We start from the raw sequence: 19893 nt of genomic DNA, 5'->3' as shown, positions 1-19893 counted from the left end.
CCTTTCAGGAGCACAAGGAATAAATATGATCTTTTGTTTTAGCTTTTAATATTGATTAAAAATAGTAAAATCAGGTGCATACAATGGAATGGGTATATCTTATAATTGCAGGCATGTTTGAGACAGGCTGGGCTGTTGGCATGAAATACAGTGAAGGGATGAGCAAGCTCTACCCGACGGCCTTTATGCTCACGTGCCTGGTCATCAGCATGCTCCTGCTGGAAAGGTCACTGCGGGTGCTGCCCATAGGTACCGGATACGCAGTCTGGACCGGGATTGGTATAATGGGTACGACTATACTCGGGATACTGCTTTTCAATGAGTCCGCAAACATGCTGCGCATCCTGTGCATCGTGATGATAGCTGCAGGGATCATAGGACTGAAGGTGCTCTCAGTCAACTGAGCCCTTGCCTTGGACCGCCGGCAGAACTGCCATGAATTTAATACATAACAGTGAGAACATGAACGATATAGAATCACAGATATATGAGACAGGTATCGAGATATTCAGGGGATATGGGGTTGATGAGCTCACAGCCAGGATATTGTCGATACTCAACTTCGAGCCTTGTGATATAAGCATGGAAGAGATTGCCGGAAGGACCGGCTATAGCCTGGCATCCATCAGCCTGAAAATGAAGAACATAGAGGCTTTCTGGGGTATAAAAAGGATACAGAAGCCCGGGTCCCGCAAAGTGTACTTCCGGATGGAAAAGAACCTCCTTGACGCATTTACCCTGCAGATAAAGAACGGGTATGAGGCAGAGCTCGACATTGCCAGAAAGAAGATATCCCCCCTCATTGACAGGTACAGGAAAGAAGCCTCTACGGAAGAGGAACAGAAAAGGCTGGCCATTTTTGAGAACTACCAGCAGCAGATCACAAGCTTTGAGGAACTGATAAGGTTCATCTACAGGAAAGTGGAACAGATGAAAAAGCAGGGGAAGTAAAGCATTTATCATATCCCGGGTGGGTTCGCCGAGTAGCAGACATGCTATCGGACCTATCAGGCATGATATCCGGACCTTATATCAGACGGAACGCCAGGAATATTATCAGACATATTCCATGCCCTGGCAAGAGCTGGGATCGCAGTGCTCAATATACCCACAGTTCCCTTTCCCGGCCTGCATGTTAATAATCCCGTGCATCCGCAGAGTCAGGTGCCTTATCTTTTCAGTGGCGGACAAAACTTCAGTCTCTTCCGCCCGGGAGGGCTGACATCTACATGCGGTTTTAAAAATAGCATTGAACCTGATATATGCTGTGCTATCCATTGAAAGCTCTCCTATCGGTGGCAGGCATCCATCGTCCTGAGGATGTTCAGGAGGTAATGTTGCGGTTGTGTAAACGCAGGTCCATACATATAAACTTCAGGAAAGCATGGTGAAAGTATTAGAATACAATATTATGCTGGATGAATGCAGTAATCATCGGAAAATCAACTTTTTATACTATTAGATATTATATTTTTATGTTCATACATATTGTGTTGCCCACATCCTTTGTATGACCTTCCAACCTATTGATTCGGAACCCTGACAGGATCCGAGGACTTCACAAATGCCGTTAAAACTGATGCCGCCTGATGTGCCTGAGCTGAACGCCGGGGAAATCAAGGTCCTCGCCAGGCTCAAACGGATATACAGTGCAAGGGACTATGATACTTACCTGTATGTGCAGCCGCTGGTGATGTCATATAACCCTGATTTCATTCTCATCGATCCATATAAGGGTGTTTGCATAATAGATGTCAGGGACTGGTCGCTCTCGTATATAAGGAGCATTGACCCTGTTAACGTCACAGATATCAGCGGCAAGGAACTGCACAATCCTGTTCATCATGCCAGGCAGTACTATAATGCTACGAAAACTCTCCTGAAAAAAGAGGAATTCCTGCTTAACTCAAAAAAGGAGCTCAGGTTCAGGCTTTACTCAAAGATGATATTCACAAATGTAGGCACATCTGAAATGGAGACTTTAAAGGATGTGCTCTGCCAGCCGGCCACCGAATGCATCTGCGGGGACCAGTTGGATTCACTGTCTGCCAGTACCCTGTTCGGGAGCGAGACTGCTTTTCTTGACAGTGACACTATCTCCACGATAAAAGGAAAACTGTTCCCTGAGCTACAGATAAAAAGGATACAGACCGAAATATGGCAGTTCAACAGGAAGGTCACGGCAGGGAACAAGGTCATTGCTGCCCTTGACCATGAACAGGAGCAGTTCGCAAGAAGGATTCCCAGCGGGCACTATATGATCACCGGTGTTCCGGGCAGCGGCAAGACCGTGATACTCATTGCGAGGGCCATACACCTGCTAAGAGAGAATCCCGGATGGAGGATCAGGATACTGACATATAACAGGTCCCTTGAGAAAAAGATCAGCCAGCAACTGCTGTCAAAGGCTGAGGATCTGCAGTACATGGGCATCAGGCATGAGAATATAGAAGTTTCCACATTCCATACCCTTGCACTGGAGATAGCAGGTGTTGATTTAATGGGCACCCGGGAAGAAACGTTCTGGGACGTCACCCTCCCCTACATGGCCATGGACAAAGCCGTTCCTGTTTACGATGCCATTCTGATAGACGAGTGCCAGGACTTCCATGACTCCTGGATAAAGCTCTGCCTCATGGTGTGTAAAAAGCATCCGGACAGGAACGGGGAGCTGACCGAGAATCTCTTCCTTGCAGGAGACCGCCTGCAGAGCATCTATAACCAGAGGGACAACAGCTGGAAAAGCCTTGGTATCAACATACGTGGCAGGTCCAAGCTTCTCAAGACATCCTATCGTTCAGGATGCTGCCACATATCGCTGGCACTGAACTACCTTATGTCCGACGGCGAGCTGCGAAAGGAAGTAGAGAGGTTCTACGAAGGCCGCGAAGGCATCTGCCACAGTTTCGATACTGACAGTTCGCTTAGCTTTTTCACAGGCAACTATAAGCAGATTAACAAGCTCATCCTGGATCTCCTTGAAAAGGGCTACTGCCCCGGGGATATCCTCATCCTGGGTCCTTCCCACGATGGCAATGAGTTCCTTTACGCCAGCCTGGACGAGAAGATCAGGAAAATATCAAAGGTATCGAAGCACTTCGACGATGATAAACTGCTGATCACCACCTATCACTCATCAAAAGGCCTGGAGAACAAGGTATGTATCCTCCTCAACGTGGACCGTATCAATAACAAGAAGCTCATTTATGTGGCCCTGACAAGAGCCTCCGAAAAATTGTACATCCATTCGTACAGGCCGGACGGAGGAGAGGTTTTCAGGGAGCTGTATGCGTGCCACGATCCTGTATACAGGGCACCGGCAGCATATAAAAAAGGAGCCAGGAAGTTACCTTCGGATAGCGCAGGGATACAGACCGGGAATCACCTCAATTATAATCTTTAAATTGTAATCTCTAAGTTATAATCTATAAGAGTGTTACCATGGATACAAAAGCTGGCGGAACTTATGGGTTTCCGGGACTGCTTATAAGAAACGCTGCTCCGGAAGAGATGGGATTTATCATTGGGCTGGCGGCAAGCGAGGGCTGGAATCCGGGGATCCATGACGGGGATATTTTTTATGAGGCTGACCCCGAAGGATTCTTTATTGCGGAGCTTGAAGGCAGGCCTGTCGGATGTGCCTCTGCCGTAGCGTATGATGATAATTTCGGCTTTCTGGGGCTATATGTGGTCAGAACTGAATTCCAGAACAGAGGTATAGGGTCACAGCTGACCGAAAGATGCATGGCCCACATGGGAGATCGGACCATCGGGCTTGATGGTGTTGTAGAGAACGAGAGGAAATACCAGGACGTCATGAAGTTCACTTCTTCTTATAGCAACCTGCGCTTTGAGGGTAAAGGCGGAGGAGAGGTCCCGGATGACCTGGTAAATGTGCGTGAAGTACCCTTCAGCCAACTGCTTGAGTATGACAGGAGAATGTTCCCCGCCCCAAGAGATGCTTTCCTCAAAAGATGGATAAACCAGCCCGGATCTCACGCCTGTGCAGTGCTTGAAGGCGGAGAGCTTAAGGGATACGGCGTGATTAGGAAGTGCGTTTCAGGTTACAAGATAGGTCCTCTTTTTGCAGATGACATATCAATAGCCGAAAGGATCTTCCTTGCCCTTAGGAGCACCGTGCCTGAGAATGAGCCTGTTTTTCTTGATGTTCCGCAGCCCAACAGAGATGCCCTTATGTTGGCAGAGAAGTACGGCATGTCGGCTTGCTTCAGGACGATACGCATGTATAAAGGTAAGGCGCCCGACATTGACCTGAAAAAGGCTTTCGGGGTCACGACCTTCGAACTGGGGTGAGAGTCCGCAGATATGGGACCGGCAACACAAATAAGAAAACGGGCAGATCCCCGAAGAGAAGATTTAACCTGATAGGGGCTCAGGTTGCCTCTTTTACTTTCTTCATCATTTCCCTGCCAAAAGCGTAGAGGTCCTTAGGACCGCGGGATGTTATAAGGTTCCCGTCAACAACGACTTCTTTGTCCTCTGTCCGGGCACCTGCAGCGGTCAGGTCATCAATGACCCCGGGCCATGCCGTGGCCTTCCTCCCTTTGACGACGCCTGCTGATATGAGCACCTGGGGACCGTGACAGATGCCAGCGACAGGCTTATTCTCTGAGAAGAAGTGCCGGGTGATGTCCAGTGCGTTTTTGTCAAGTCTCATCTTCTCAGGCCCCTTCCCTCCCGATATCACCAGCAGGCCATACTCAGAAGGGTCGATGTCCTTAAAGGCTGCATCGGCCTCCACAGAGTAACCGTGCTTGCCAGTTATCTTTCCTTTCTCCATGGATACGATATGAGTCTCTACTCCCTCTTCCTTGAGCCTGTGGCAAGGGTAAATCAGTTCCACATCCTCAAATCCGTCTGCTCCGAATACTAAAGCTTTCAAAACACCTACTCCCAGATTGATGCATAGTACTCTGGGCGCGGATTATATGTATTTTATGGCAACAGGGAACATCTGCTCTCAAGTCCGAGACTTCTGGACTCGGTGTAACAATGTTCAGTATTCCTAATACTTAGGTTTATTTATATTCATAGTTCCTAAGTTAAAGTGTACAGCTGTGCTTTGAAGAGAAAACACCCCCCTTCCGTGGATACCTCCCGTTCGATGGTGTACACATAGCACGAGTGAACCGGGAGGTATCTGTTTCTTATGTCTGCCGGCAGGCCTTACACTTAGTATTGTATCGGCCAGGACTTTACTTCATGGTGTTGCGTCGGTCAGAGCTTCACTTCATGGTTTTGGCAGATGGCCGCATCCGCAGCTTCTTCCGAGAAATGTCGAGACCCTGTGCTTAAGCTGATGGATCTCATCATCGGTCATCTCTTCCAGCAGATCCTTATGTTCGGCCTCTATATGATCGTACATGTTCTTTTCAACATCATCCAGATTATTGCCGATTGCCATGTAATTGCAGTTAGCGATTCCTATGTCTCCGCATTTCACAAGCCTTATCTTCATAAAGTGACTCCTCATTCATGGTTCAGGGTTCAGGTTTAAAATGAATGGAAGCCGAAGGATATAAACCTAGGTTTTTTGATCAGTCCGGGCAGTACCTGGGACCGGACCAAGATATATAAGCACCTCTCCCGAATATCAGGAAAGGGATGATCATGAAAGTAAGTGACCTGAGATCCATGCTTGTGATGAGCTCAAGGGAAGAAGCAGTTTTCGGGAGCTTCGACCTTCCAAGGGATGCCTTCTATCCAATGCTGCTTTCGCTGAAGACGGGAGGGGCGTGGAGCTATTCAGCCGAGCATCTCAGGAGCATTTCAGTAATGAGGGTCCATACCGACTATGATAAGAGTACGAAGACAGGCAATACCCTGGAGGAAATATACCTGCTGGTCAATCCTGAGACTGTCGCAAGGGAAGGACTGGTCAACCGGCTGGAAAAATGCGGCAACAGGGAGGAGCGGGTACTGCTCACACGCCCCTATTCCATAACCCTGAAAGCGGAGAGGATATTTGTGGCGCGCATCAGCACAGAGAAAAGAACGATCATGGTGCGCGAGGCCGCTGATAAGGTTGTGGCGTTCACGGGTCCCTCGGCCTTCTATGCAGCACATGAGATGGAACACCTGGAGCATGTTGAGATCGACGGGCTTCCGATGTGGTCCTTTAAGTACGAGCTCGCAGAATCAAGTGGTCCTGATTGAAAGCCGTGCCCTATTTCAGTTCTCCTGTATCCCGTAGGAGATTAAGCCATCGTCTGGCTTCGGCCACTCTTTCACGCGAGTAGGTTTCATGGAACTGTCTCTCTTTTTCTTTGGACTTTCCTTCTTCGATATCCCTGAGGTTCATGAGAGTCCTCATAAGACCGGCAGTCTCATCGAAGAGCCTGTCTGCCTCTTCCCGGGTGAGCTGCCCCGTTGAAAGCTCCAGTTCATCCTCTTTTGCTTTTTCATCGATGTAGAGGATACACTTATTAATGAGTTTCCTGTCCTCCTCGTCCAGTCTCTCCTTCTGGAGCAGTTCCCATACAATGTTATGCAGGTTGCATATCTTTCCCCTTATGTCACAGTTGTAAGGTATTTCCTTGCCTACCCAGAAAAGGCGCGTGTGCAATGCGGCAAGGAGCTGCTTCCTTTCCTGTTCTGTAATGAGATCGTCTTCAGGTTCTCCGCTCATATCTCTCCCCTCCATGAATTCTGCCTGTATGGCACAAATACGTTTCGAAGCTTCAAGTGCGCGAGATATTGTAGATGAACAGGCGATAAGCAACTATTAATAAGTAAAGGAACTAAATGAGATAAAAATAATTATTTATATAAATATATACAAGTCTCAGTACAAGGTATCCTGCAGAGCATGGTCTCCTCTGGTCAATAAGGTGTTATCATGGGAATGCTTAACGAAGTAAAATCCAAGAATAAAATAAAAGCCGCCCAGAACTGGCTTAAGCTGGCTGAGAATGCCAAAACCCCTGAAAAGCAGGTTGAATACTATACAAAGGCACTGGATGCCAATCCATACAATGCGGAAGCATGGTTCAGGAAAGGCAGGGTCCTTGAAACAATGGGGAGCTTCGAAGAAGCCCAGAGATGCTTTGACCTCGCAACAGAGATAGACCCTGATTACCAGGGACTTATCGGAAAGAAGCAGTATAGTGCAGAACCCGCAGCAGACTACCCGGAAAGTTCCGTATTCCCGGAAAACCAAAATGAAGATGACGCTTTCATGGAAAGCGAGCTGGAAGAGGAACTCACAGGGGAGGCGGTTGAAGGGTTCATGGAAGAGCCCGGGGAGAGCTTCGAAGGAGAAACACATGAACAGGCCGGAAAGGAGCGGATGGCAGAAGAGACGGGATGGAGCGGTTCAGGCTATAAGCCCCCTGTAGGCGAAGAGTCCATATTCAGTAATCTTGGCAGGCGTGAGAACGAGGAAGCAGTCCGGGATACAGAGATGATCAGTTCCCATTCCACTTCCGGTGATATGCAGCTGGTACAAGAGACAGAGATTATGCCACGTGAGGAAAATGCATACGGGAACACCCTGCAGGCAGATGCGGGGCCCATGGCAAAAGCAGAGGCTGCCGTGACTGGAATAGTACAGTCGGGTTCAGAGGGAACGGGATTCTGGAAAGAAGAAGCTGCAGACAGCGGAAAGGAAGCGCAGCCCCGGTTTGCGAATGCAGGCGAGAGATCTCTTAAGACAGGACTTGACGAAAAGAAAAAACGGCCCGTGAAACAGCCAGCAAAAGGTCCTGAAGGAACAAGACCGCAGGGCCAGTCCAGAGAAACACAGACAGTTGCATCAGTGACTAAGGAGGATATGCAGATCATGGATATCAGGATACCTATGAGCGAGACGCTCAAGTTCTGGGCGGTCGGCATTGTGGCAGTGATAATAGCTTTGAAGGTCGCGACCTATATATGATCGGGATTCCGGGCTCCATCAGAATATAAGCGTTCCGGAACAGGTCTCTAAGAAGACCCTTTTTTCCTTATTTTATTTTCACCGCAGGCCTGACAGGAAGAGCCAGTACACACATATCTGTATGGTCGTAAGGGGTACGCCTATCAGCGCGAACTCAGAGAATTTCAGGCTTATATTGCCTTTTTTCTCTGCGTTCTGGATAATGATGACATTGCTCGCTGCTCCAAGGATGGAAAGATTGCCTGCTATAGTACTTCCGGCTGCCAGTGCCATCATCTGCAGGACAGTCATATCTGCCTGCGACAGGACAGGCAGGTAAAGTGCAACTAAAGGAACATTGGAGATGAACTGGCTCAGGAGGACGCTCACCGCGAGTATCATAGGGATCGAGTTAACATCGATGCTTGTCATTCCGATGACGCCCTGGAAGAATCCTGAATCCCACACACTCTCCATCAGTATGAACATGGCAGCGAAGAACACAAGTGTATGCCAGTCCATCTTTTGCAGTATCTCTTTCCTCCGGCTGCTGAGCAAAAGCACAGGGATTGCCGAAATAAGGGCAATGTAGGTCAGCCTGAAATCGAAGGGAATGCCTGCCGATGTGACAACGATCTTCGCCGCCACCAGGATGACGACCAGGCAAAGTGACATACCTGACCACCTGGCAAGCCTGTGGTCAGTGATCCTTGGCACTGCATGGTCAAGCGGTACAGGAGAGAAATGTTTCCTGTAGAAGACCTTAAGCAGCATGTAGGTTATCAGCAGGTTCACCACTGTAGGAAGCAGCAGGTAGCGGGCGAAGGTAACGAAAGGGTCCTCAAGACCCCCGCCCAGGGCTATCAGGAGATTCTGGGGATTGCCTATGGGGCTGATGACACTTCCTGTGGTCACGGCAAAGGCCAATGCCAGAAGCAGCACCTTGGGATCGATGTTATGTTCCCTGGCAAGGAGCAGCATTACAGGCGTACCGATTATTGCCAGTGTATCATTCATCAGGAATGCGGATGCGAGGCCCATCCCGAACAGGATGTACAGTATTACGGCATCAAGGGTCCTCGCACTCCTGAAAAAGCGGTAGGAGATATGGGAAATATAGCCGCTCATCTCCAATGCCTGCCCCACGGCGAACATTCCGAAAAGGAAGAGCATGACATCCATATTCACAGAATTAAGGGCATCAGTAACTGATATCTGCCCTGTCAGCAGTACTCCGAGAGCGCCCAGCGACATTATCTGCCAGATGCCAAGCCTCAGGTTACCTATCTGTCTTATTGCGGTCAGGATAAAAACAATTGCAAGTATGAGGACAGGCAGCGTCATCAAGTTGTCAGGAACAGGGACCATGCTTAAATATATTCCTCTCTGCAAGGCCGTAAAGCCGCAGAGATGGTAAATGCTGCATGGGACTGCAGTTGTTTCCCGGCAGTCTCATGGATCGTATCGTTCAGTGCAAGAGCACTATGGTTTCGTCAAACTCCCCGAAAACTATGTCTACGGAATAATCGAACTTGTCACGTTCGCGGAAGCCGTAAAGGTTCTCGTGGTGTTCTTTTGTATATTGCATACTAATCCTCACGTTGCTATGGAAATGACCCCCCTTGTTAGCAGGGCACTTCCGGAGATCCCATATTGTAATCTCCGAAGAGAATATATACGTATTAATATAAATAAATATTTTAAATAATAAATAGTTATAATTGAATCTATACCCACTGATCGGACAGAGTATGGGATGATGCTGATATTAGCTGGAAAGCCCCTTCATTCAGCTAAAGCATCTATACTTATCTAGAATGAAAGCAAAGAGTTTGACTAATGTTTGGACGCTTCAGATATCTTGACGACATCTTCTACGGAGAGGTAAATAACGGCATTGTCACTTCCCACGATGGTGACGGGAAGACCTATGAACTGGATGAACTGGAAACCCTTCCGCCCAGCAGTCCTACGAAGATCGTGTGCATAGGACTGAACTATCACGATCATGCCGCGGAGTTCGGCCTGCAGGTCCCGGATGAGCCCATACTTTTCATAAAGCCACCCTCGTCCATCCTGGGCCATGAGGGAAGGATCCTGTATCCCAGAAGCAGCCAGAGAGTGGATTACGAAGCAGAGCTTGCAGTGATAATCGGCAAGAAGTGCAAGAGCATTAAATACGACAGGGCCTATGATGTGATCGCGGGCTTCACATGCTTCAATGACGTCACCGCCCGTGACCTCCAGAGAAAGGATGGACAGTGGACAAGGGCCAAGAGCTTTGATACCTTTGCTCCGGTAGGTCCCTTCATCATACCGGCAGCCAAATTCGATCCGGATAATGCCTCCATTAAAGCCAGGGTCAATGGCCAGACAAGACAGGATTCAAATACTTCCAATCTCATTTTCGATGTGCCATACCTGATAGAGTTCATATCGGGCATAATGACCCTTGAGGTTGGGGATATCATAGCCACCGGCACTCCGCCGGGGGTAGGGGAGCTTCACCCGGGTGACACTGTGGAGATCGAGATAGAAGGGATCGGAACGTTAAGGAACGAGGTTGTATAATGCTGTTCGACCAGATCATCAGGGAACTGGAGCTTGCGGAGCGCCATTTGATGGTTCTCAGGGCAGTTGTGGAACGCGGCCCCATCGGTATCCTGAAACTGGCCGAGGAGACAGGCATGCCCACCCATAAAGTGCGTTACTCGCTGCGCATCCTGGAACAGGAGAGGCTCATAAAGCCATCCACACATGGTGCGGTAACAGGAGATTCAGTGGAGGAGTTCCTCTCGTCCTTTGAGGCCGATATCTCTGACGTGGTGACTAAGGCCACCCGTATAAGGGACATGGGCAAACCCCAGTAAGCGCACATTTAAATCCGGTTATAACAATTCAAGCCTGTTCTTTCAAAAAACACAAATCGGATATTCCGGATATACTGTCAGATAATGAACACTCATCTTGGATCATCCTTGATCCATATCCTTTCGGAGAATAGCGATGACACTAACCGAGGACGACAAAAAGACCGTTGAGAAGTATGCCCTTCAGAACGCTGTGAAATATGGCCAGGCTCCACAGATAGCCGCCGTTATGGGCCGTGTTATGGGCGAGTGCCCCCACCTGCGTAACAAGGCAAAGGAAGTGACCCCTTTCATCCAGGAGATACTTGGAGAGGTCACAAAAGGCAGTCCTGAACAGTGGCAGGCCCGCCTTGAGCAGATAGCTCCGGAGCTTATAGAAGAGCTCTGTACCAGAAAGGAACCTGAGAAGGGGCTCAAGCCTCTGGAAAAGGCTGAATGCGGAAAGGTCGTTATGCGCTTTGCGCCAAATCCTAATGGTCCTCCCACCCTTGGAAGTACCCGGGGCATAGTGGTGAACTCCGAGTATGTGAAGAAGTATAACGGCAAGCTGATACTCCGTTTCGATGATACTGATACACAGACCAAGCGTCCCATGCTGGAGGCTTATGACTGGTACAGAGAGGACTGTAACTGGCTCGGCGCCAGGCCGGATGAGATCATCATCGCTTCCGACAGGATCCCCATCTATTACGAACATGCGAGAAAGCTCATTGAGGGCGGGCATGCCTATGTCTGCTTCTGTGAAAGTGAGGCATTCAAAGCTCTCAAGGACGCAAAGGAGGCATGTCCCCACAGGAACACACCTGCGAAGGAGAACCTGGAGCACTGGGACAAGATGCTCTCGGGAGCTTATCCTGAGAAATCCGCTGTACTGCGCATCAAGACAGATATCAGGCACAAGGACCCGGCTTTGCGTGATTTCGGGGCTTTCAGGATATTGAGGATGCCACATCCCCGTCCGGAAGTCGGGGACAGGTATATTGTATGGCCTCTCCTTGATTTTGAGGGCGCCATCGAGGATCATGTCCTGGGCACGACGCATATCATCAGGGGTAAGGACCTGATGGACAGCGAGAAACGTCAGACCTATATTTATAAATATCTCGGCTGGGACTATCCCATAACGACACACTGGGGCCGCGTGAAGATGCATGAGTTCGGTAAGTTCAGTACCAGCGGCCTCCGCCGGGCCATAGAGGAAGGAGAGTACAACGGCTGGGACGATCCGCGCCTGCCCACGGTGCGTGCCATAAGGAGGCGTGGTATCCAGCCTGAAGCTGTCCGCAAGTTCATGCTCGATATGGGTGTCGGTGAAACAGATATCAGTATCAGTCTTGACACACTTTATGCAGAGAACAGGAAACTCGTGGAGCCAAAGGCCAACAGGTACTTCTTCGTATGGGACCCCGTGGAGCTTGAGATCACAGGTGCAGAGCCGTGTACTGCAAACCCGCCGCTGCATCCCACAGAAGACCGCGGCTGCCGTGAGATCGATGTAGGCACTAAGGTTCTGGTCTGCAGGGAAGACGCCGGGAAGTTTGCAGCCGGCTCCAAGGTCAGGCTCAAGGATCTCTACAACGTGGAGATCACTTCCATGGAGCCTTTCCAGGCACGCTATATTGACGATACCATCGGGTCCGCGAAGAAGGAGAAGATGAAGATCATCCACTGGGCTCCTGTCAACGGTGTCCCTGTAAGAGTACTCTCCCCGGACGGCGAGTTCACAGGCATTGGTGAGAAACAGATTGCCGCTGAGCTGGACAAGGTTGTCCAGTTCGAGAGGTTCGGGTTCTGCCGTATCGATTCGGCAGGCAGCGAGATAGTGGCTTACTATACGCACAAGTGAGAAGGGAATCTCCTTTTCACTCCTATTTTCTGTGAATGTCGTGGTTAATGTGCAGGCTTTCTGCAAAGCCGGGTACAAACAAAACATTTAAAGTATTATCCTGCTATTAGGCACTCAGATGAAAGAGATAGTACTTGAGGATCCATACACCATTCCTTATAAGGGCATATATGCTGTATGCGATAAAAACAACGGGTATGCGGAGATCATCGAGCACACTAACTGCTATGGTGGTGCTGCATGGGTAAAGTTCCATTATTCACATTCACCGCTTGTGCTTAAGGCAAGGTCTATTGGCAACATGATACGCTACCTTGTGAGAACAGGCACATCGCACCTTGAACTGAAACCTTCCCGCTTCGCGGCAGGTATCGAGTCAGTGATTGTCAGCGGTGATGAGGTATCCATAACATATGCAGGCCTTGGAGGTGGCGGAGTCGGTGCCACCAGATGCAGGGCCCTTGCTAACGGAGTGCTGCGTTACGAGTGCACTGAATCAGGAGGAGGCCGTGCAGCAAAGGGCACTATCGTGGTCCCGAGGAGAGAAAGGGTCATTATAGGCATCGATGACACCGACACCAAGGAAAAGGGGGCTACCTGGACCCTGACCCATAATATAGCTAAAGAGCTCGACTGCCCGGAATCAATCTACCTGTCACACTCCCTTGTACAGCTCTACCCCGTGGCGGCCAGGACACAGAACTGCGTTTCCACTGTGCTGGAATTTGCCTGCACCAGTGCGGCTGCCAAGGAGGAACTGCTCCAAAGCATCAGGGCGGCACTCATAAGATACAGCGTCTCAAAAGACACAGGCATGGTCGTGCTTTCTGATTTCGATGCTGCAGCAGTGCAGGAGTACAGCATGAAATGCCGTTCAGGAGAGCTTAGCAGGGAATATGCACTCCGGTACGCACAGGAACATGGTGTCGAGATATGGATAGACGGCAACGGCATAATTGGCGCGCTGGCTGCGCTGGCATGGTTTGCCCGTCCCGATGATTCTGTCCGGCCTGACGCCATGATCGGCGATAACTGACACCAGGAACAGCATGCAGAAGACAATACATACTACCGGGCTCGATGCACTGTATCTTGCATCAATTGACAGCTGTGTAAAGAGAATAACAGCTGTTGCCGGTTTTCCAATCACTGCCGTTGCTGAGAAATTTATACGGGATAATGATGGCACCTACGATTTTCACTGGTTCACCAGCGAGAAGTCTGCGATGGAGACCGCCCTGGGAGCATCGGTGTGCGGATGCAGGTCACTCGTGCTTGTCAAGCATGTAGGGATGAACCTTCTGGCAGATCCCCTGATAACCTCGGTCACGCATACTATTGGTGCCGGAGTGGTCATCCTTGCAGGGGACGATCCGGCAGCCTTTGGCTCCCAGAACGAACAGGATTCAAGATGGTACGGGAAGATAGCCGAGATTGCAGTATTCGATCCCTCCGGCCCTGAAACTGCCTATGAGTGCCTCATAAGGGCCTTTGAGATATCTGAGGAGGCAAGCGCACCTGTGATTGTCAGGGTCACCGACAGGCTTGAGAAAAGCGAGGGCCGCGTCCTGAGGATCACTCCCCGTGCAGGCGGCCGGGGAAAGCTCTTTGATCCGTCCGTGTGGAAGCTCACTATGCACGGAAAGCACCAGCTGTTCCACCTGAGATCACAGCCGATCCTTACCAGGGAAGCGGAAAAGGGCTCCCTTAACAGAGTATCGACCAAGGGGAGTGTCGGGGTGATATCCTCGGGTTTCCCATCAGCGATCGTTGACGAACTCCTATCGGGGGATGAGCAATGGAACTCGGTTTCGCATCTCGCGCTTGGTGTCGTGTCACCTTTCCCTTATGAGCTGGCGGCGAGTTTTGTAAGGAAGCATGAAAGGATCCTCGTTACAGAAGAAAGCGAGCCCTTCATAGAATCCCATACCAGGATATTTGGAAATGTGTACGGGAAGGAAACAGGACACCTTCCTTACGGGCTCCTGAACAGGGAACATATAGGTTTTGCCCTGGAGAACCTGGACAGGGCACATGTAACTGAATACACGTCCATCCAGACAATAGCGGAAAGAGGCCCACGGCCAATATGCAGCGATTGCCCCTACATGCCCCTCTACCACATACTGCGCAGGCTCGATGTGATGATCGCAGGGGATATGGGATGCTCCATACGCACGGCACCCGAACCCCTCGGAGCTGTCGACACCGGTTTCTCACTCGGCGGAGCAATATCCACTGCCTGCGGTTTTACTAAAAATGGAATTGCTGTCATCGGGGACTTCGGACTCGCCCACTCAGGGATAATAGGACTCATAAATGCTGTTGACCACGGATCAGACGTACTTGTTATCGTGCTGCAGAATGATGTCGCAGCCATGACAGGAGGGCAGGCGGCGCCGGATATAAAGGAGGCTGTCCGTGCGCTTGTCCCGGACCTTGAAGTGTTCGATCCGGATGCAGGCGCCAGGAACATGGGGGAAGCAGCATTTGAAGAGCTGGAAAGGATGATAAAAGAAAAACTGGACCTCAAAGGCGTTTCAGTGATCTATGTTAAATGCAAATGTGTAATGTACTGATCCTGCAGTGCCCGGCAAGGCTGCAATTTGGCGTTTCAAACAGCATACACGCGATATATCCTGTTTCAGAAATTCACAGGTATGCCCAGTATTTCCCTGCGGCCGCCGGCAATGTCCCGCGCGATCTCGGCACATCCGATCGCAGCGCTCCACCTGTCAAGAACATGGCATTCTGTCCCCAGATGAGCGTTTATTTTTTCCACCACCCGTGGGATCTCACCTACGGAGCCTTCCAGGACCACTTCCCCTCTGGAACCGTAGTCCTTTAAGAGCATCTGCATGCAGGAGATCTCCATAGCTGCGAACAGAGCAATGGTGTCCAGCGCAAGAAGTGCCTCGGAATCACCGTTGAGCGCGGCTTTTAATAGCTCGTGCCTGTCAGAGAAAGGCGTGTGCTTGAGCACACCTGCCTTGGTGAATGCCTCATTGGCGCTGATCTTTCCGGCATCCACGTCCCTCAGCGCCTGCACATCCAGAGGCCCATGGACCAGGCCAGGGGCAAATATACAGGCATCGATAGCACCGATGACCCTGCCATTAGCAACCCCGAGGGTGACTGTATTGGAGCTTATGTCCGATAGCACGAAATCCGCAAGTCCCATGCAGAAAGCATGATAGGCGATACCTATCTTCTCCGGGCTTGTGGAGTGGGAGAACACATTGAGCCGGGGATCTGTACGGCTCTTGTCATGTATTCCCGGGATGACTACAGCAGGAATGCCGGAGTTCTTCACTGCGTCGAACACGCGGCTTCCACCGCCTGTTTTCTTGCCTGCACCTTCGATGCTCCTTACTCCACGGTTCTGGACGTGATCGATGTTCTCAATCGATGTTATGCTGTCACCCATGGAATAAGTGACAGCGATCATTTCGATCTCATCGCTCTTCACACCAAAACCTTCCTCGATCAGGGATATGACTTCCGGCTCGCTCATGGGAGCGATGTCCTGTCTGGGGACTTCCAGCCTGATCACGCCGGCATCATCCTTGCCGGCGGATGCAAAACGCATTGCAGTCGTACCATGATCTACTCCGATAAACATAATGAACACCCCTTAAGATTAGCCGTCCTTAAGCATTGCGTTCAGCTCGTTCATTATACGCTCACCTTCAAGAACATCACCTACTGTAGTGACGATACGCAGTTCCTGGGAGGATGTGCCGTATGATATGAGCAGACGGAGATTTCCCCGTTCGTCGGGACGCTGGACCTTGCCGGTAATAATGCCGCCTGAAGCCCCCTTGGCCCTTACAGTGATAACTGAGGGAATTATTTTCTTCACTTCGGGGTGCTGGCTTACCAGAGCGACGATCTTTTTCCCCTGTCGCTCCCCGATTATAGTGGTATGAGAACCGCCAAGTTTGCTTTTTGGCTTGTCTGTTGGACCCGCAGGTATACCGGCATTCATTTGATGGAAATAAATGTAAGGAATATAAATTAGTAGTGGTCGCGATGATAAAGGGATTAGGGATATAAGCAGATCATATCTGCTGTACATCCGCCATGTCTACCAGCCTGATGCCCGCTCCCTGCAGGACAAGTATGGCTCCCTCAATATCATTGACCCTCAGTATGAGCAATGCCTTCTCGGTCTTTGTGACAAAAGCATATGCATAATCGATGTTGATGCTTCTCTCACCCAGTACGTCAGCTATCTTCCCAAGGCCTCCCGGCACATCTTCCATCTCAACGCCGAGAACGTTGGTCTCAGATACTGTGAAACCCGCATTATGCAGCACTTCATGTGCATCGTCAGGCCTGTCAACGACCATCCTGATGATCCCGAAGTCTCCGGCTTCGGCTATTGTGAAAGCCCTTATATTGATGCCGGACTTGCGGAAGTTGCTGGCAATATTGGCAAGACGGCCCGGCTTGTTCTCAGCGAACAGGGAAATTTGTTTTATTATCTTATCTTCCATTGAACCACCTTTACAGATCAAGATTATGTAGTGACAGATATTATAATTTCCTGTTGTCTATGACCCTCTTGGCCTTGCCCATGGAACGTGGCAGGCTGCCCTTCTCAACAAGTTCCACCTTTACGGCAAGGTTGAGCACGTGCTTCAGGGCGGATGATACCTTGGCTTCAAGAACCATTATATCATTGACCTTGTCGCTGAAAGCCTCATCAGTCATCTCTATCTGGACCTTCATGACATCAAGCTCATTGACCCTGTCAACAACGATCATGAAGTGCTCCCCAACTTGGGGTATCTTCATGAGCACGGCCTCGATCTGTCCGGGGAACACATTGATACCCCTGATGATGAGCATGTCGTCCACACGGCCCAACACGCGCATTATACGCGGGTGGGTCCTTCCGCACCTGCACTCATCCCTGTTGATCACAGTGATGTCTCCTATCCTGTACCTGATGAGAGGCAGAGCTTCCTTGGCGAGGGTCGTGATGACAAGTTCCCCGCGCTCGCCGTCGGGTAGCTGCTCTCCCGTTACCGGATCGATGATCTCGATGAGGAACTGGTCTGCCCACACATGTATGCCTTCCTGGTACATGCATTCTGTGAAGAGAGGACCACTCAGTTCCGAAGTACCATAGATATCGTATGCCTTTATTCCCGTGGACTCCTCGATCCTCTTCCTCATTTCCTCTGTCCAGGGTTCCGCACCGAAGATACCCACCCGCATCTGGGTGTTATTCTTTATGCTGACACCCAGATTGTTAGCAACCTCGTTCATGAAAAGGAAATATGAAGGTGTGCATGCAATCACTGTTGACCCGAGGTCCTGCATCAGCTCGATCTGCCTTTCGGTATTGCCTGAACTGACCGGGAGAACGGTGGCACCAACCTCCTCAGCACCGTAGTGGGCGCCAAGACCTCCTGTAAAAAGACCGTAACCGTAACCCACCTGGACGATATCGCCCCTTCCCACACCGATGGATGTCATGGCCCGTGCAAGGGATGTGGTCCATACATCGATGTCGTTCTGGGTATAACCTACAACGGTAGGCTTCCCCGTAGTCCCGGACGATACATGGAAGCGTACAAGCTGTTCGTTAGGCACGCAGAACATGCCTGTGGGATAGGTGTCCCGCAGGTCACTCTTGTAGGTGAACGGGAGCTTCTTAAGGTCCGCAAGGGTCTTTATTTCCCCGGGGTCCACGCCCGCTTCATCAAATCGCTTCCTATAAAAGCCCGAATGCCGGTAAACATAGTTCACCAGGTCACATAACTTTTTCTCCTGTATCTTTTCCAGTTCGGAAACAGGCATTCTTTCTATCCATGGGTTCCAGTACTCTCTCATTCTATCGCCATTTCATTTTTATTCAGGATCTTCCTGCAGGACAGCGGGACATATTGAAGGATTGGGTTTTCCTTTCAATACTTCCCGTATCCTGCCCTTGCATTCTTCAACAATGACATCCATATCAGCCACAACATCTATCCCGGCGGCACCTGCATGGCCTCCTCCTGTCCCGGTATAGCTGGAGCTTATATCCTCCATTATCTTTCCGAGATTGACTCCGGCGCTGACAGCCTCGCGCTTGGCCCTGCCACTGACCCTTACATTGTTATCCCTTGATGTGCCTATGAGAGCTATATCGGCACCTATGTTAAGGAACATAGAAGAAGCCGCCCCTCCGAAAGAGTTCACATGCGAATCCACTATAAGCCAGTCCTCCACGCGCTCGATGTTAGCTCTTGTAGCACACTTGAGCATGGCTATACGCATGGATATGTCCTGCGGTGTTGTAGCCATCATCTCAAGGACCTCTGCATACTCCACCCCGCTTGCATCCACGATCTCAGATACCGTCCTGAAGGTCTCGGCAGTGGCATGCTTGAAGTGGCCTGTATCGGTAATTATGCCGGTCATGAGCCCCAGTGCAGTCCTGCGCATGATGGGAGCCCCCATTATCTTGAGGATGCCAAAGACCATCTCTGCGGTGGACGTGGCATGACGGTGCAGGTAGAAATCGGCATTCTCTATAAGAGCAGTAGTGGCATGATGATCTATGACACAGTATTTTCCCAGTTTGATATCGTTCAGCTGGGAAATGGTGGACGTATCCACGACCAGCGTGATATCATACTCGGAAGGGTCCGGTCTTTCCACTACTTTTATCTTCAGTTTGTCTATCAAAAGAGAAGCGACCCTGTTGCAGCCATCAACAAGTCCTATAGTCCCGCCGATAGCCTCAGAAAGGGCAAAAGCACTGCTCACTGCATCCGGGTCGGCATTACGGTGGCACAAATAAAGGATATTCTGATAGTCCAGAAGCCGGTTGTAAAACTCCAGTTCTTCAACTTGCATGAACACCTCTGATCATCACTAAATAGATTGACCCGAGTTACGTCATTAAAAGGAAAGAGGGCTTACTGTGCCTGCTTCCCCATGGACTGCTCAAGTTGTTCCTGAAGTTGCGTAAAGCGCTTGGAGATACGTTCCTCCTGTCTGGATATGGACTGCAGCCTCAATGATAGTGTTTCCACTTTCTCCTTAAGCTGGGCAATAGTCTCTTCCTTGCCAGCCTTGATATGGAGTTCCCCGACAGTCCTGTAGATAACTGCATCATCTGAAAGTTTCTCAAGCTCTTCAAGCGCCACCCGTGACTCGTTCTGCAGGGATTCCATCTGTGCCTTCTGCATAGCAAGTGATTGCGCCTGTTGCTGAACCTGCTGCAACTGTGCTAACTGGTTCTGTATCTGTGGGGGTATTTGCGTACTCATTTGGTTTCACCTGGCATACCAATAAACCTA

The 19893-nt window shown here is 50.1% G+C and carries 21 protein-coding genes; 11 read left to right on the top strand and 10 right to left on the bottom strand.

The window, feature by feature from the left end; all coding sequences use genetic code 11:
- The first annotated feature begins 83 nt into the window (after positions 1–83).
- The 4 genes from PV02_RS07450 to PV02_RS07435 all read left to right on the top strand — a co-directional run bounded on the left by PV02_RS07450 (position 84) and on the right by PV02_RS07435 (position 4314).
- Positions 84–404, top strand: coding sequence for a DMT family transporter (locus tag PV02_RS07450; RefSeq protein ID WP_256622749.1), 321 nt, complete (start codon positions 84–86; stop codon positions 402–404).
- Between the two features lie 58 nt (positions 405–462).
- Positions 463–951 (top strand): GbsR/MarR family transcriptional regulator, encoded by a 489-nt coding sequence (locus tag PV02_RS07445; protein WP_256622748.1) that lies wholly within the window; start codon positions 463–465, stop codon positions 949–951.
- Positions 952–1564: 613 nt separating this feature from the next.
- The gene (locus PV02_RS07440; RefSeq protein ID WP_256622747.1) at positions 1565–3403 is read left to right on the top strand and encodes a UvrD-helicase domain-containing protein; all 1839 of its coding nucleotides are present in this window, start codon (positions 1565–1567) and stop codon (positions 3401–3403) included.
- A gap of 38 nt (positions 3404–3441) precedes the next feature.
- Positions 3442–4314, top strand: coding sequence for a GNAT family N-acetyltransferase (locus PV02_RS07435; RefSeq protein ID WP_256622746.1), 873 nt, complete (start codon positions 3442–3444; stop codon positions 4312–4314).
- Between the two features lie 79 nt (positions 4315–4393).
- On the opposite strand, the gene PV02_RS07430 is transcribed toward PV02_RS07435, so the two are convergent.
- Both PV02_RS07430 and PV02_RS07425 read right to left on the bottom strand, forming a co-directional pair.
- Positions 4394–4903: a type 1 glutamine amidotransferase domain-containing protein gene (locus tag PV02_RS07430; protein ID WP_256622745.1), complete on the bottom strand. Its 510-nt coding sequence runs from the start codon at positions 4901–4903 to the stop codon at positions 4394–4396.
- 348 nt (positions 4904–5251) lie between these two features.
- Complete coding sequence (locus PV02_RS07425) at positions 5252–5479, bottom strand: DUF1059 domain-containing protein (RefSeq protein WP_256622744.1); 228 nt, start codon at positions 5477–5479, stop codon at positions 5252–5254.
- A 152-nt stretch (positions 5480–5631) separates the two neighbouring features.
- Here PV02_RS07425 and PV02_RS07420 point away from each other — a divergent pair, with 152 nt between their 5' ends.
- Positions 5632–6177, top strand: coding sequence for a RimK/LysX family protein (locus PV02_RS07420; protein WP_256622743.1), 546 nt, complete (start codon positions 5632–5634; stop codon positions 6175–6177).
- Positions 6178–6187: 10 nt separating this feature from the next.
- On the opposite strand, the gene PV02_RS07415 is transcribed toward PV02_RS07420, so the two are convergent.
- Positions 6188–6649 (bottom strand): DUF5788 family protein, encoded by a 462-nt coding sequence (locus tag PV02_RS07415; protein WP_256622742.1) that lies wholly within the window; start codon positions 6647–6649, stop codon positions 6188–6190.
- Between the two features lie 210 nt (positions 6650–6859).
- On the opposite strand from PV02_RS07415, the gene PV02_RS07410 reads away from it, so the two are divergent.
- On the top strand, positions 6860–7897 hold the full coding sequence (locus PV02_RS07410; RefSeq protein ID WP_256622741.1) for a tetratricopeptide repeat protein: 1038 nt from the start codon (positions 6860–6862) through the stop codon (positions 7895–7897).
- A 78-nt stretch (positions 7898–7975) separates the two neighbouring features.
- On the opposite strand, the gene PV02_RS07405 is transcribed toward PV02_RS07410, so the two are convergent.
- Positions 7976–9220 carry an ArsB/NhaD family transporter gene (locus tag PV02_RS07405; protein WP_256622740.1) on the bottom strand — a complete coding sequence of 415 codons (1245 nt, stop codon included), beginning with the start codon at positions 9218–9220 and terminating at the stop codon, positions 7976–7978.
- Positions 9221–9715: 495 nt separating this feature from the next.
- Between PV02_RS07405 and PV02_RS07400 the strand changes: the two genes are divergently transcribed.
- The 5 genes from PV02_RS07400 (at position 9716) to PV02_RS07380 (ending at position 15171) form a co-directional block, all read left to right on the top strand.
- Positions 9716–10447: a fumarylacetoacetate hydrolase family protein gene (locus PV02_RS07400; RefSeq protein ID WP_256622739.1), complete on the top strand. Its 732-nt coding sequence runs from the start codon at positions 9716–9718 to the stop codon at positions 10445–10447.
- Positions 10447–10746, top strand: a complete 300-nt coding sequence (locus PV02_RS07395; RefSeq protein WP_256622738.1) for a hypothetical protein — start codon at positions 10447–10449, stop codon at positions 10744–10746. The genes PV02_RS07400 and PV02_RS07395 overlap by 1 nt, the downstream gene beginning before the upstream one ends.
- Positions 10747–10882: 136 nt before the next feature.
- Positions 10883–12592, top strand: a complete 1710-nt coding sequence (locus tag PV02_RS07390) for a glutamate--tRNA ligase (protein ID WP_256622737.1) — start codon at positions 10883–10885, stop codon at positions 12590–12592.
- 118 nt (positions 12593–12710) lie between these two features.
- Entirely contained in the window at positions 12711–13628 is a 918-nt protein-coding gene (mmp11, locus tag PV02_RS07385; RefSeq protein ID WP_256622736.1) for a methanogenesis marker protein 11, read from the top strand.
- Between the two features lie 13 nt (positions 13629–13641).
- Positions 13642–15171, top strand: a complete 1530-nt coding sequence (locus PV02_RS07380) for a thiamine pyrophosphate-dependent enzyme (RefSeq protein ID WP_256622735.1) — start codon at positions 13642–13644, stop codon at positions 15169–15171.
- A 65-nt stretch (positions 15172–15236) separates the two neighbouring features.
- Here the strand turns inward: PV02_RS07380 and PV02_RS07375 are convergent, their stop codons facing one another.
- From PV02_RS07375 to PV02_RS07350, 6 genes are all read right to left on the bottom strand, one after another.
- The gene (locus tag PV02_RS07375) at positions 15237–16214 is read right to left on the bottom strand and encodes a methanogenesis marker 12 protein (protein ID WP_256622734.1); all 978 of its coding nucleotides are present in this window, start codon (positions 16212–16214) and stop codon (positions 15237–15239) included.
- A gap of 18 nt (positions 16215–16232) precedes the next feature.
- Positions 16233–16580 (bottom strand): DUF2103 domain-containing protein, encoded by a 348-nt coding sequence (locus PV02_RS07370; RefSeq protein ID WP_256622733.1) that lies wholly within the window; start codon positions 16578–16580, stop codon positions 16233–16235.
- Positions 16581–16653: 73 nt separating this feature from the next.
- Positions 16654–17091: an ACT domain-containing protein gene (locus tag PV02_RS07365; RefSeq protein WP_256622732.1), complete on the bottom strand. Its 438-nt coding sequence runs from the start codon at positions 17089–17091 to the stop codon at positions 16654–16656.
- Between the two features lie 40 nt (positions 17092–17131).
- The gene (locus PV02_RS07360; protein WP_256622731.1) at positions 17132–18436 is read right to left on the bottom strand and encodes a phenylacetate--CoA ligase family protein; all 1305 of its coding nucleotides are present in this window, start codon (positions 18434–18436) and stop codon (positions 17132–17134) included.
- A gap of 18 nt (positions 18437–18454) precedes the next feature.
- Positions 18455–19447 carry a DHH family phosphoesterase gene (locus PV02_RS07355; protein WP_256622730.1) on the bottom strand — a complete coding sequence of 331 codons (993 nt, stop codon included), beginning with the start codon at positions 19445–19447 and terminating at the stop codon, positions 18455–18457.
- A gap of 62 nt (positions 19448–19509) precedes the next feature.
- The gene (locus tag PV02_RS07350) at positions 19510–19863 is read right to left on the bottom strand and encodes a prefoldin subunit beta (protein ID WP_256622729.1); all 354 of its coding nucleotides are present in this window, start codon (positions 19861–19863) and stop codon (positions 19510–19512) included.
- Positions 19864–19893: the final 30 nt, after the last annotated feature.

The sequence above is a fragment of the Methanolobus chelungpuianus genome, assembly GCF_024500045.1.
Lineage (GTDB): Archaea > Halobacteriota > Methanosarcinia > Methanosarcinales > Methanosarcinaceae > Methanolobus > Methanolobus chelungpuianus.
The sequence above is the reverse complement of the archived record's forward strand: the minus strand, read 5'-3'. Positions and strand labels throughout refer to the sequence as shown.